The following is a 15,189-nucleotide window of genomic DNA, read 5'->3' on the forward strand; positions in this document are numbered from 1 at the left end:
TCGGCTTGCGCGCATTATTATTTCCTGTGCCGTAGCATAACATTCACTATTCGCCATAATTTATGAAAAAAACATAAGAATACATCATATATCAAAACCACAAATACTTTACCCTATCTTAAACTCTATTTTAGCGACGTTAAACTAATAACAAAATATATTAATAAATAACGCTATTCCTTTATTTTCTCTTTACTCCCCCACCACCGTGCAGCACCCAGGCGCGGCGCTACAGGCCGCACCACGCCTCAAAAGGTGAAACGTGAAACCATGTCTAAGGTCACAGATGTTGTGCATCAAAATAAAATACCTGCCGATTACACAGGCTGAGTTTGCATATTTATAACTTTATGGCTATATCATTTTTAGGTCGTCTCAAATAATACCTCCATTAATCACAAGGTTTATATATCACGAAAAAATAAAAAGACAACGCCACTTCTAATAAATAATGAGATTCGCCCCTGATGTTGCCACTCTGATGCTGGCGGGCATCGGCCGCTCTAAAGAAATGTCACGGTGAGCGCTTTATTAATAACAGCGGCTCCGCCGGGAGCGCGTTTTCCCACATCACGGAGGGGGTAATGTCCTGCACGCCGTTTAAATAACTCTGCTGGAGTAATAATTGTATGAGCCAAATCTCTGTTATATCGAAACTTACTGGCGTGGAAACCACCACAGAGGGCACCCTGGTCGCACTGGACCACTCCTCTATCGTTAAGCTTCACGTAGCGCGAGCCGATATCGCTCACTACTCCCGCAGCGGTAACGATCTGGTGATCTCACTTCATTCAGGTGAAGTGATTACGCTCAAAAATTTCTACGTTAACGACGCGCAGGGGGCGAGCCAGCTGGTGCTGGAAGAGAGTAACGGCGCGCTGTGGTGGATTGAAGATCCAACCGGCGTAGAACACTACGAAGCGATTTCCTCCGTCGATGCGCTGATAGCGTCATCGGGCTCCGATACCGGCGGCGCCGCGGTCTGGCCCTGGGTGCTGGGCGCTCTGGCGGTCGGCGGCGGCATTGCGCTGGCAGCCGGCGGCGGTGGAGGAGGTGGTGGTGGCGATGATGATAACGGCAACAACGGTAATCCTGGCAATCCGGGCAATCCGTCGACTCCCGACACGACGGCGCCTGGCGCCCCATCAAATCTGAAGTTTTCCCCGGACGGCTCCACCGTGACCGGTTCCGCGGAGCCGGGCAGCACCATCACGCTGAAAGACAGCAGCGGCCACGTAGTGGGGACAGGCAAAGCCGGCAGCGACGGCAAATTTACGATTGAGCTTGGCACGCCCCTGACCAACGGCGAGCAGATCACCGCCACGGCAACGGACTCGTCGGGCAACACCAGCCAGGCCGGACACGTCACCGCGCCTGACCTCACCGCGCCGGACGCCCCGGACATTGTGACCGTTGACGACAACGTGGGTGCCGAAACGGGGCCGCTCTCCAACGGCCAGCGTACCGACGACGCTCGCCCAACCCTCAGCGGTATCTCAGAGGCCGGTGCCACCATCACGATTTACGACAACGGCAAGCAGATTGGCACTGCCAGGGCGGACGCCAGCGGCAAGTGGACCTTTACGCCGGGCACGGCCCTTTCTGAAGGAAGTCATTCGATCACCACCACCGCCACCGATGCCGCCGGAAACACCAGCGCGCCGTCAACGGCGGTGACCTTTATCGTCGATACCGTTGCCCCCGCGGCCCCCGTCGTCACCGCCATTACCGATGACGTGGCCCCTAACACCGGCGCGCTCAGCAACGGCTCCAGCACCAATGACCAGCGCCCTGCCCTCAGCGGAACGGCGGAAGCAGGGGCGACCGTCACGATCTATGACAACGGCACCGCCATTGGTACGGCAGTCGCCAACGCCAGCGGCGCCTGGACCTTCACGCCGTCCGTTAACCTGAGCGAGGGCGCTCACAAGATCACCACCACCGCCACCGACGCGGCGGGCAACTTGGGCGTTCCTTCTGCGGCCATCACCCTGATCGTCGACGTGACCGCGCCAGACAGGCCGACGGCCTCACTGAACGCCGCGGGCACGGTGGCGACCGGGCACGCTGATGCCAATACCACGATTATCATCACCGACAGCAACGGCAACCGGATTGGTTCGGCTCCCGTGGATGCGAACGGAAACTACAGCATCACCCTCGCTCCTCCGCAGCCCGGCGGCGCGCTCATACACGTCACGGCAGTTGATGCGGCCGGTAACGTTAGCCCGGTGGCGAACGCCAGCTCGATTCAGGTCGTGCCCGACACCACGCCGCCGACCCCGCCGAGCGATCTGGTGGTCTCCGGCGACGGCAAAACGGTAACGGGTAAAGCCGAAGCCAACAGCACGGTGACGATAAAAGATTCGGCCGGAGACGTCATCGGCACCGGCAAGGCGGGCAGCGACGGCACGTTCTCTATCGGCATTACGCCAGCGCAAACCAACGGCGAAACGCTGCAGGTGGTCGCGACCGACGCGGCGAACAACGTCAGCCAGCCGGGCACAGCCACCGCGCCTGACACCACCGATCCGCTCGCCCCTGAAAACGTGAAGGTGCTTCCTGACGGCACCGCCATTACGGGCACGGCCGAGCCGGGCAGCACCGTCAGCATCAAGGGCCCCGGCGGTACCGAGATCGCCAGCGGCAAAGCAGGAGACGACGGCACGTTCCTTATTCAGCTCGTGCCCAAAGTGCTTAACGGCGAAACGCTGACCGCCGATGCCACCGATAAGGCCGGAAACACCGGCCCGACGGCCTCCGCGATCGCGCCGGACCTGCTCCCCGCCGAGACGCCGGTTATCACCTCAGTGGTAGATGATGTGCAAACTTCCGTAGGGCCGATCGCTAACGGCGGCCTGACCAACGACGGCACTCCGACCCTTAACGGCACCGGCGAAGCGGGCACCCGCCTGTACATTTTTGACGGTCAGACGCAAATCGGCACGCTGGTGATCCCGGCGGGCGGGGTCTGGACCTTTACGCCACCGGCCAACCTGACGGCGGGCGGGCACGTCTTTACCGCCACCGCCGTCGACAGCGCAGGCAACGCCAGCGGCACGTCGAACAGCTGGAGCATCACCATCGATCTCACGCCGCCCGCGACCCCGGCTATCACCCAGGTGGTGGATGCCGTCGAAGGCTACACCGGGCCGCTGACCAGCAACCAGCCGACGAACGATAACCGCCCGGTCATCAGCGGGACCGGCGAGCCGGGCAGCACCATCAGCATTCGCATTGACGGCACGCAGATCGGCACCGCGACGGTGGACGCAAACGGCAGCTGGAGCTTCCAGCCGCCAACCGCCATCCCGGACGGCAGCCACGCGCTGACCGCCGTGGCAATCGACCCGGCGGGCAACGCCAGCGATCCTACCGGCGGCTTTACCCTGAACATCGACACCACGCCAGCGGGCACGCCGACGATCGGTACGGTAACCGATAACACCGGGGACGTGACCGGCCCGGTCACCAGCGGCACGCCAACAGATGAAACCCGCCCCGTACTGCAGGGCACCGCGCCGGCGGGCAGCACCATTACCGTGTATGACGGCACGACGCTGCTCGGCACCGCCACGCTCAACGGCAGCGGCGGCTGGAGCTTCACCCCAACTACCCCGCTGACCGACGGCACGCACACCCTCACCGTCAGGGCCACCGACGCGGCGGGTAACATTACCACCTCGCCGCCGTTCAGCCTGGTGATCGATACCGTTGCGCCGGGCACGCCGGATGCGCCGGCCGTCACCGTTAACCCTGACGGCGGCGCGGGAGTCGCGCTGAACCCGGGGGAAACCACCCGCGATACCACCCCTACCCTGAGCGGCACGGGCACGGCGGGCGATACGGTGGCGATTTACGTGGACGGCGTGAAGCAGACCGAGGTCACCGTTGGCAACGACGGCACCTGGACCTGGACCGCCCCGCCGCTCGCTAACGGCACCTATGACGTGACCCTGACCGTCACCAACAAGGACGGCGCGGGCAACGAAAGCTCGCCGTCTCAGCCGGTTACCATCGTGATTGATACCGACGCGCCGGACAAACCGGCCACCCCAACCGTTACCGACAGCGTCAGCCAAATCACCGGCCCAGTGGCGGACGGCGGCAGCACCAACGACCCGCGTCCGGTGCTGAGCGGTAAAACCGAACCGAACGCCGAAGTGATTATTTATGACAGCCAGGACGGGGCCGCGCCGGTTGAGGTGGGCCGCGTCACCGCCAACGCCAGCGGGGACTGGAGCTGGAGGCCGGACGCCAACATCGATGAAGGCTCTCACCAGTACACCGCCACCGCGACCGACGAAGCGGGCAACGTATCGCTGACCTCCGATCCGATCACCATCAACGTCGATACCACGCCGTCGGCCTCTCCGGTCATTACCCTGGCCGGGGGCGCGACCGCCGGCGGCGCCACGGACGACAATACCCCGGCCATTACCGGCACGGGCGTCAACGGCGACAGGGTGATTGTCTACAACAACGGCGTGGCGATTGGCGAAGCGACGGTGGTGAACGGCACCTGGACGGTGACGCCTTCCGCCCTGCCGGACGGCACCCTGCACCTGACCGCCGTCTCGGTAGACGCGGCGGGCAACCCGAGCGCGCCGAGCGCCCAGTTTAACGTCACCGTCGATACCGTGCCGCCCGCCATTCCGCAGATTGACAGCATCTCCAGCAGCACGCTGGCAAACAACGTGCTCTACACCAACGACACCACGCCGACGATCTCCGGCAAAACGGAGCCGGGCAGCACTGTAGAGGTATTCGTTAACGAAACGTCGGTGGGCTTCGCCAACGTTGCCGCCGACGGCACCTGGACCTTCACGCCGACCGCCCCGCTCGACCAGGGCAGCACCGGCATCGCCGTTATCGCGACGGACGCCGCGGGTAATACCACCCCCAGCCCAACGACGGTGGTCACCGTGGACAGCATTCCTCCGGCGGACCCGAGCAACCTGGCCATCAACGCCCAGGGCACGCCGGTAACCGGGAATGCCGATCCGGGCACCACCATCACCATTAAAGACAGCGGCGGTACGGTGATTGGCACCGGCGTCGCGGACGGCAGCGGCGCGTTCTCCGTAGCGGTCAGCCCGGCGCAGGCCAACGGCGCGGACCTCACCGTGACCTCAACCGATGCGGCGGGTAACGCCAGCGATCCGTCGTCGCTCACCGTCACGGGCGTCACCGCGGGCCTGCCCGACGTGCCGATCATCACCGATATCACCGACGACGTCGGTAGCGTGACCGGCAGCGTGCTGGGCAAAACCTCCGACGACACCACCCCAACCATCAGCGGGACCGCCGTGGCGGGCAGCACCGTGACGCTCTACCTGGACGGCAGCCTGATCCCATTCGCCATTATTCCGGTCGGCGCTGGCGGCACCTGGACGTACACCGCAACGGCGCTTCAGGCGCTGGGCGAAGGCCCGCACACCTTCGAAGCGACCACTACCGTGGGGCTGTTCACCAGCGGCCGCTCCCCTGCCGCCAGCGTGACCATCGACCTGACCGCGCCGACAACGCCGGTTATCGGCTCGGTGATTGACGACGTCGGCCCGGGCACGGGCGCGCTTACCAGCGGCCAGTCCACCAACGATACCCAGCCGACCCTGACCGGCAGCGCGAAGGCGGGCGACACCATCACCGTCTACAGCGACGGCGTCTCCATCGGCAGCGTGGTCGTCGGCCAAACGGGCACCTGGAGCTTTACTCCGTCGACGCCGCTGGCGGAAGGCAGCCACGCGCTGACCATTCGGGAAACGGACCCGGCGGGGAACCAGAGCGCGGCCTCTCCGGCCTTTAACGTGGTGGTCGACACGAGCTCCGTCACGCCGGTCATCGTTGGCGTCAGCGATAACGTCGGCACCGTCACGGGCAACGTGCCGAGCGGCAGTACAACCGATGACACCACGCCAACGCTGAGCGGCACGGCAGAGCCAAACAGCACGGTGGCGATCTTTGACGGTGCCACGCAAATTGGCGTCGTCACCGCCAACGCCAGCGGTGCCTGGACCTTTACGCCGGAAACGGCGCTTGGCGAAGGCGCCCACAGCTTCACGGCAGTGGCGACAGACCCGGTAGGAAACGTCAGCAGCGCCTCCGCGGCCTGGAACGTGACGGTCGATACCGTCGCGCCAACCGTGCCAACCCTGACCGGCGTCGAAGATAACGTCGTCGGCGGCATCCTCGGCAATATCGCGACCGGACAGGTGACCAACGACAACACACCAACGCTGAGCGGAACCGGCGCGGTCGGCAGCGTGGTGCATATTTTCAACAACGGGACTGAAATAGGTTCTGCAACGGTTATCGCAGGGGGAACGTGGAGCTTTACGCCTGCCACGCCGCTGGCGGACGGCAGCTATTCGATCAGGATCAACGCCACCGACGCGGCGGGCAACGTCTCGGCCAACTCACCGGTCTACAGCTTCACCGTCGACACGGCCGGGCCAGCCGTGCCCGCGCTGTCGACCGTGATTGACGACGTTGGCCCGGTCACCGGCACGCTGACCAGCGGCAGCGCCACCAACGACGCGCGCCCAACGTTCAACGGCACCGGGGAAGTCGGCGCGACCGTCCACGTCATCGTGGACGGCACCGAGGTCGGCACCGCGCTGGTCAATGCCCAGGGCAACTGGACCTTCACGCCGACCACGGCGCTGGCGGACGGCCCGCACGCGGTCACGCTCAACGCCACCGACGCGGCGGGCAATACCGGCCCGACCAGCCAGCCGTTTAACCTGACGGTGGATACGGGCGTGCCGCTGGCCCCGGCCATTACCACGGCCAGCGACAACGTCGGCACGATTCAGACCCCGCTCACCTCCGGCCAGAGCACCGACGACACCACGCCAACGCTGAACGGCACGGCCGAGCCGAACTCGACCGTGACGATTTATGAAAACGGCGCGGCGGTTGGCACCGCGCAGGCGGACGGTGCCGGCGCGTGGACCTTTACCCCGCCGGCATTAGCCAGCGGGAGCCACACCTGGACCGCCACGGCCACCGACGCGGCGGGCAACGTTAGCCCTGCCTCGCCGGGCTTTACGGTGATTGTCGATACCGCTGCGCCAAACGCGCCGGTCATCACCTACGCGCTGGACGACGTCGGCGCGGTGACCGGGCAGCTCGGCAGCGGCCAGACCACCGACGACACCGTGCCGCGCCTGATCGGCACCAGCGAACCGAACGCGACGGTGCGGATCTATGAAGGCACAACGCTGGTGGGAACCGGCGTGGCCGACGCCAGCGGCAGCTGGGCGATCACCCTCACCACCACGCTGGGCACGGGCCCGCATAGCTTTACCGCCCAGGCGACGGACGCCGCGGGCAACACCAGCCAGCCGTCGGCGAGCTTTAGCCTGACGATTGACACCACGCCGCCTGCCGTACCGGTCATCGTCAGCGTCACCGACGACGTGGGCAATGCCGCCACGCCGATTACCAACGGCGGCCTGACCAACGATAACCAGCCGACGCTCAGCGGCACCGCGGAAGCGGGAACGACGATCAAAATCTACGACGGCACGACGCTAGTCGGCACCGTGACCGCCACCGGCGGCGCGTGGAGCTATACGCCAACGCTTGGCGACGGGCAGCACTCGTTTACCGTGACGGCGACGGACGCGGCGGGTAACGTCAGCGATCCTACCGCCGCGTACGTGGTTAACGTCGATGCCACCGCGCCGACCGTCCCGACCATCACCTCGATCGTCGATGACGTGGGCAGCGTGACCGGCCCGATTACCGGCAGCAACCCGACCAACGACCCGCGCCCAACGCTGAACGGCACCGCCGAAGCCAATTCGACCGTGCGCATCTATGACGGCACCACGCTGGTGGGCACGGTAACGGCCGATGCCAACGGCACCTGGACGCTGCCGCAAACCAGCATTGCGCTGGGCGAGGGGCCGCACAGCTTTACCGTTACCGCCACCGACGCGGCGGGCAACACCAGCGCCGCCTCCGCGCCAACCAGCATCACGGTGGACCTGACGCCGCCTGCGCTGCCCACCACGCTTGCCGTCATCACCAACGGGACGCACGTGACCGGCGTCGCGGAAGCGGGCAGTACCGTCACGATTACCTCCAGCACCGGGACGGTGCTCGGCACGGCGACGGCGGACGGTAACGGCAACTTTAACGCCACCATTACGCCGGCGCAGACGGGCGGCGAATCGCTGCTGGTTTACGCTACCGACAGGGCCGGAAACGCGGGCGCAAGCGCGTCGGTGTCCGCGCCGTTCACCACCGTGCCAAACGCGCCGATTATTGTGACCGTGGCCGATAACGTCGGCACGATCCAGGGGAATCTGACCAACGGGAAAGCGACCGATGACGCGACGCCGACCCTGAGCGGCACGGCGCAGCCCAATTCCACCGTCACGCTGTACAACAACGGCGTGGCGATGGGCACCGTGGTTGCCGACGGCACCGGCAGCTGGACCTTCACCACCCCAACGCTGACGGAAGGCTCTCATGCCTTCACGGCCACGGCGGGTAACGGTTCCGGCACCAGCCCGGTCTCCATTGCCACCACCGTGATTGTCGACCTCACGCCTCCGGGAGCGCCGTCCGGCACCTTTAACGCCGACGGCAGCGTGCTGACCGGCACCGCCGAAGCGGGCAGCACCGTCACCATCAACCTCGGCGGAGGCAACACGGTCACTACCGTCGCGGGCAGCAACGGCACCTACAGCTACACCTTCCTCAACAAGCAGACCGAAGGCCAGACGCTGCAAATCACCGCCACGGACGCGGCCGGTAACGTCTCACAGCCGGGGTCCGTGGTCGCACCGGTCGTGCCGCTGTCGGCCAGCACCAACCTTGAGGAGCTGGAACTTAGCACTACCGCCACCGTCACCAATACGCAGTACAGCGACTACGGCTTCCTGCTGGTGGGCGCGCTCGGCAATGCCCTGACCCTGCTCGGCAACGACACCGCGCAGGTCGGCTTTACCGTCGGCACCGGCGGCAGCGCGGATATCGTGGTGAACGCCAACGCCACGGGCGCGGTGCTTTCGCTGCTGAACACCCTCGAGCTGGTGGTGCAGCGCTTTGACGCCGCGAACAACACCTGGACGACCGTGGTTGATACCGGGCAGCCGCAGTGGGCCTACCTGCTGACGCTCGGGGCGAACGGCGTGTCGCTCAACCTGAACGGGCTTGCCGACGGCCAGTACCGCGTGCTGAGCTACAACACCAACCTGCTGGCGACCGGCTCTTACACCAGCATTGACGTGGGCGTGAAGGAGACCAGCGCGGGCACCGTGACGGGCGAAACCAGCCTGACCGGGAACGTGATCCTTGACGTCGATCCGACAACGGGCAGCGACAACGCCCCGGCGGGCACTACCGTCAGCGCGGTCACTAACGCCAACGGCGACACGGTGAACGTCACCGCCAACGGCACCGTGGTTCAGGGCCTGTACGGCACGCTGACCATCAACCTCGACGGCAGCTACACCTACAATCTGACCAACACCAGCGCCGCCATTTTGGGCCGCACGGAGAGCTTCACCTACACCATCACCCATAACGGGGCGTCGGCGTCGGCCAGCCTGGTGCTGAACCTCGGCGCGGGCACCGTGGCGACCGGCATCGTGGCGGTGGACGACACGGCGTCGCTGACCTACGACACCACGGTGCATGAGATCAATAACGGCACCTCGTCGCAGGGCGGCTTCACCGTCGTGGGGATTAACCTCGGCAGCACGCTGGGGCTGAACCTGCTGGACGACCTGAGCAACCCGATCATTTATAACGTGGAGGAAGGCACCACCCGCACCATGACCATCCAGGCCTCCGTCGGCGGCGTGGCCCTGGCCTCGGTGTTCGATCTTTACATCTACAAGTTCAACGACGCGACCCAGACCTTCGAGCAGATGCGCGTCCAGCCGGGCTGGCTGCGCGCGCCGCTGCTGGGCGGCACCTCGTCCCAGCTGACGCTTAACCTGCCTTCCGGCGAGTACCTGTTCCTGCTCAACACCGCGGCGGGGATCACCGCGCTGACCGCCTACACGCTCAACGTGCTGGAAGATCACGTCTACAGCGTGTCGAGCGTCGGGGCGAGCACCACGGGCGACGTGCTGGCGGACGATATTGCGCCGTCAGGGACCACGGTCACGGACGTCAACGGCGTGGCGGTTAACGCCAACGGTACGACCACCATCGTCGGGGAATACGGCACGCTGACCATTAACGCCTCCGGCCAGTACACCTACACCCTTAAAACCGGTATCGGCGCGGACCACATCAGCACGCCGGACACCTTCGTCTACACCATCACCTCGCCAACGGGCGCGAAGGACACCGCCTCGCTGAACATCACCCCTACCGCGCGGGCGATGGACGCGGTCAACGACGTCAGCAGCGTGATGGACGTGACCTCGGTACACCACACGTCGCTGTTCTCGGATACCACGGTGGGGACCGCAAGCTGGAACGCGGCGCTGCTGGCAACCACCTCGGGCAGCGGCAGCGGCACCTTCGTGGTTGACCCGAACACGGCGCTGCATAACGTGGTGCTGCACTTCAACGTCGCCTCGCTCCTCACGCTGGGCGGCCTGACGGTCAACTGGACGATTTCGCAGGGCGGCACCACGGTCCGCTCGGGCTCCTTCGGCGGCGGGCTGCTGCTGGGCGGCAATGCGGATATTGCCCTGACGGGCCTCGATCTGAACGCGGGAACCTACACCCTGAGCTACACCGGCAGCATACCGGCGCTCGGCGTGGGGAATATCACCATTACCCCGAGCGTCACCGGGACCTCCTACTCCCTGAGCCAGTTTGATTCCACCAGCGGGCACGCCGTCAACGGCAATATCTTTGACGGCACGGACTCCGCCGGGGCGATGGATCAGCTGCACTCGGTGGATACGCGCCTGAGCATCACCGGCTATAACGGCGTCAGCACCACCCTTGACCCGTACGCCGGCAGCGCCACGGTCAACGTCGTCGGGCACTACGGCACGCTGGCGATTGCCGCAGACGGCCACTACACCTACACCCTGAACGCTGGCGTTTCGCTCTCCAGCATCACCTCGAAGGAGGTCTTCAACTACACCCTGACCGACGCGGGCGGGAAAACGGACAGCGCGACGCTGACCATCAACATGGCGCCGCAGTTCATCAGCTCGGAACACAACGATCTGATTACCGGCACCGCGTATGCCGACACGCTGATCTACCAGGTGCTGAACACCACCGCAGGCAACGGTACGGGCGGCAACGTCAGCAGCACCGCGGGCGACCACTGGACCAACTTCTCGCTCTCGCAGGGGGACAAAATCGACATCGGCGACCTGCTGGTGGGCTGGAACGGCAGCGCCTCAACGCTGGGGAACTATCTCCACGTCACCCAGAGCGGCGGCAGTACGGTGATCTCCATCGACCGCGACGGCGCGGGAAGCACGTACACCAACACCACGCTGGTGACGCTGGATAACGTGCAAACCACCTACGACGAGCTGGTCAATCAGCAGCACATCATTACCTGACAATAACAAGCACCACCTGACCCGGGCGCGCAGCGCCCGGGCATAAACAATAAAGCTGTACTCATTTATTAGGGACATGACATGGGAAAGAAGATGCCTTGCTGGTGGCTCTCGTGCTGCCTGATATCTGTACCCACGCTCGCGGCAAACCCGGCCTCGACGATCAATACCGAAGACCTGCGCGACGCGCAGGAGCTTCCCTCCCTGAGCGGACGCGTGGCCCCGGTGGCCAGCAAAGCCGCACCCGGCACGCTGCAGCTCGGCGAAGCCGTTAACCGCGCGGTGACCTGGCACCCCGCCATCAGCGAAGCGGTGGGCAAGCTCTACCAGCAGAGCGAAGAGGTGGACGTCGCTAAATCGAAATACTATCCGCAGATCAGCGCCGGGATGGAAAACGGCTACACCCATGACGGGGACGACAACGGCTTTACGCCGTCGCTGGTGCTTTCGCTTTCACAGATGCTGTACGACTTTGGCAAGGTGGCAAGCCAGGTGCGCGCCGAAAGCGCGGGCGTGGCCCAGCAGCAGGCGAACGTGCTGGTCAGCATCGACACCATCGCCCACGACACCGCCATCGCCCTGGTGCAGGTGCAGACCTGGCAGCAGATGGTCGACACCGCCAAAGAGCAGCTCGACGCCCTCTCCTCCATCGGCACGCTGGCGAAGCAGCGTAACGACGAGGGGGCCAGCTCGCTCTCCGACGTGGTGCAGACCGATGCCCGCATCGAAGGCGCGCGGGCGCAGCTGATGCAGTACCAGGCGAGCCTCGACAGCGCCCGCGCCACGCTCGCGAGCTTCCTCGGCTGGGACGGGCTGAACGGCGTGAGCAATGACTTTCCTGCAAGCCTGACGCGAAGCTGCGATATCGCCGAGCCGGACGATCGCCTGGTGCCCGCGGTGCTGGCGGCCTGGGCGCAGGCCAACGTCGCGCAGGCGAACCTCGACTACGCCAACGCGCAGATGACGCCGACCGTCTCGCTGGAGCCGGAGGTGCGCCACTACCTTAACGACCGCTACTCCGGCAGCGAGGTGCGTGACCGCACCCAGTACTCCGCGTGGGTTAAGGTGCAAATGCCGCTCTACCAGGGCGGCGGGCTGACCGCGCGGCGCGACGCCGCCGGGCATGCGGTAGAGTCCGCCCAGGCCACCATCCAGCGCACGCGCCTCGACGTGCGGCAAAAGCTGCTGGAGGCGCGCAGCCAGGTGATGAGCCTGCTCAGCACCCTGCAAATTCAGGGCCGCCAGGAGACGCTCAGCGCCCGCACCCGCGAGCTGTACCAGCAGCAGTATCTCGATCTCGGCTCCCGTCCGCTGCTCGACGTGCTCAACGCCGAGCAGGAGGTCTACCAGGCCCGCTTCACCCAGCAGCAGACCGCCGGGCAATTGCACCAGCTGCAGCTGAACTGCCTGTACAACACCGGGCGCCTGCGTCACGCGTTCGATCTTGATAACCGCACCATCCAGACCGTGGAGATCCAGCCATGAAGCCAGGTGATATTCCGCAAGGGGAAAGCATAACGGATGATGCGCTGGCGCAGTGGGCGCAGGCGTTCGGCTACGTCGCCACCCGCTACCGCGTGGCCTGTTCGCCCGGCGCGCTGATCGCCGGCGCGCCGTGGCTAAAAGGGAAGCCGATGGTGCCCGCCCTTACCCAGCTCGCCCGCGAGGCGGGGCTGTCGTTTCAGCTGCTGACGGCGGACCAGCAGGCCATCAACAGCTGGCGCCTGCCGGTGGTGGTTGAGCTGGACGGAGGGAAAATTGGCGTGATTGAGCATTTCGACGGCGAAGACACCCTTGAGGTCTGTTTTTTCGACGACAAGATGCACACCAACCGCCTGTCGATGGCGGCGATGCTGCCCGCCGTCCGCCACGTGATCGCCCTGCGCCCGCTGGCCGCGCTGAAGGACAGCCGCGTGGACGCCTATATTTCGAAATACCGCCCGGACTGGCTTTACCGCCTGGTGATGCGCGACCTGCGGCCCTACAGCTGGGTGATGCTCGCCGCGCTGTTCATTAACGTGCTGTCGCTTTCTGGGATTGTTTTTTCCATGCAGGTGTACGACCGGGTGATCCCCGCCCAGTCCTACCCGACGCTCTACGTTCTGACCATCGGGGTGCTGATCGCCACGCTGTTCGGCTTCGTGCTGCGCGTGGCGCGCGGGCACATCATGGATCTGCTGGGCAAGCGTTCCGATCTGCGCGTCTCGGATCGCGTCTTCGGCCACGCCCTGCGCCTGCGCAACAGCGCGGTTCCGCGCTCGACCGGGAGCTTTATCTCCCAGCTGCGCGAGCTGGAGCAGATCCGCGAGATGGTTACCTCCTCCACCATTTCCACCATCGTCGATCTGCCGTTCTTCTTCCTGTTCGTGATCGTGCTTGCGATCATCGCCCCGCAGCTGGCGTGGATCGCCCCGGTGGCGGCGGTGATCATGGTGCTGCCCGGCCTGCTGCTGCAAAAGCGGCTCGCCGAGCTGGCGAAGCAGTCGGCGCATGAATCGACCCTGCGCAACGCGGTGCTGGTGGAGAGCGTGCAGGGGCTGGAGGACATCAAGCTGATGCAGGCGGAGAACCGCTTCCTGCAGCAGTGGAACAGCTATATCCAGATCACCGCCGAATCGGGCCTGCGCACCCGCGAGCTGACGCAGAACCTGATCAACTGGGGCATGACGATCCAGAGCCTGGTCTACGCCGGGGTGATCGTGGTGGGCGCCCCGATGGTGATCGACGGCACGCTGACCACCGGCTCGGTGGTGGCGGCCTCGATGCTGGCGTCGCGGATGATCGCCCCGATGGCCACCCTGTGCGGCGTGCTGGCCCGCTGGCAGCAGGTTAAGGCGGCGAAAGAGGGGCTGGACAGCATTATGCAGCTGCCGACCGAGAACCAGCGGGAAGAGACGCCGATCCGCCAGGACGTGCTGCGCGGCCATTATCTGTTTGAGCAGGCGCAGTTCCGCTATCACCCGGACGATCCGCGCATGGCGCTACGCATCAACCGCCTTGAGATCAAGCCCGGCGAAAAGGTGGCGATCCTCGGGCGCAACGGCGCGGGCAAATCCACCCTGCTGCAGGCGCTGGCGGGCGGTATGGATCTGGCCGGAGGCGAAGTGCGGCTCGACAACCTCAGCCTGCCGCACCTGGACGTGGCGGACGTGCGGCGCAACGTCGGCTTTATGACCCAGAACGCGCGGCTGTTTTACGGCACCCTGCGCGAGAACATCACCCTCGGCATGCCGCGCGCCACCGACGAGGAGATCTTCGAGGCGCTGGAGATGTGCGGCGCGGCGGGCTTCGTGCAGAAGCTGCCGAAGGGGCTGGACTATCCGATCATGGAGAACGGCGTGGGGCTGTCCGGCGGGCAGCGGCAGTCTATCCTGCTGGCGCGCATGCTGCTTCGCGATCCGAACATCGTGCTGCTGGATGAACCGACCGCGTCGCTGGACGAGCACACCGAGCGCGAGTTTATTCAGCGCCTGGGGGCCTGGCTCGGCAACCGCACGCTGATTGTCGCTACCCACCGCGTGCCGGTGCTGGAGCTGGTCGAGCGGGTCGTCGTCCTGAAAGAGGGCATGCTGGTGATGGATGCGCCGAAAGCGCAGGCGCTCAGCAACAGCCGTATGCAACAGCAGCAGCAACAGCAGCAGGCAACCGGACGGGAGTGGAAAAATGAAAATCAGTCAGCGTGACG

General features: G+C 64.9%; 3 protein-coding genes. All 3 read left to right on the forward strand.

Going from position 1 to position 15,189, the window contains the following annotated elements:
• Positions 1-629 precede the first annotated feature (629 nt).
• Positions 630-11,504 (forward strand): BapA/Bap/LapF family large adhesin, encoded by a 10,875-nt coding sequence (locus V1599_RS19345; RefSeq protein ID WP_395300672.1) that lies wholly within the window; start codon positions 630-632, stop codon positions 11,502-11,504.
• A gap of 81 nt (positions 11,505-11,585) precedes the next feature.
• The gene (locus V1599_RS19350; protein WP_112009620.1) at positions 11,586-12,989 is read left to right on the forward strand and encodes a TolC family outer membrane protein; all 1,404 of its coding nucleotides are present in this window, start codon (positions 11,586-11,588) and stop codon (positions 12,987-12,989) included.
• The gene (locus tag V1599_RS19355; RefSeq protein ID WP_112009621.1) at positions 12,986-15,187 is read left to right on the forward strand and encodes a type I secretion system permease/ATPase; all 2,202 of its coding nucleotides are present in this window, start codon (positions 12,986-12,988) and stop codon (positions 15,185-15,187) included. Before V1599_RS19350 ends, V1599_RS19355 begins: the two co-directional genes overlap by 4 nt.
• The last annotated feature ends 2 nt before the right edge of the window (positions 15,188-15,189 follow it).

The organism is Enterobacter sp. ECC-175 (assembly GCF_043968675.1).
In the GTDB taxonomy this organism is placed as follows: Bacteria; Pseudomonadota; Gammaproteobacteria; order Enterobacterales; family Enterobacteriaceae; genus Enterobacter.

Excerpts from the sequence above, each read along its gene's own strand:
- V1599_RS19345 (WP_395300672.1), top strand. The coding sequence starts at position 630 with ATGAGCCAAATCTCTGTTATATCGAAACTTACTGGCGTGGAAACCACC.
- V1599_RS19350 (WP_112009620.1), top strand. The coding sequence starts at position 11,586 with ATGGGAAAGAAGATGCCTTGCTGGTGGCTCTCGTGCTGCCTGATATCT.
- V1599_RS19355 (WP_112009621.1), top strand. The coding sequence starts at position 12,986 with ATGAAGCCAGGTGATATTCCGCAAGGGGAAAGCATAACGGATGATGCG.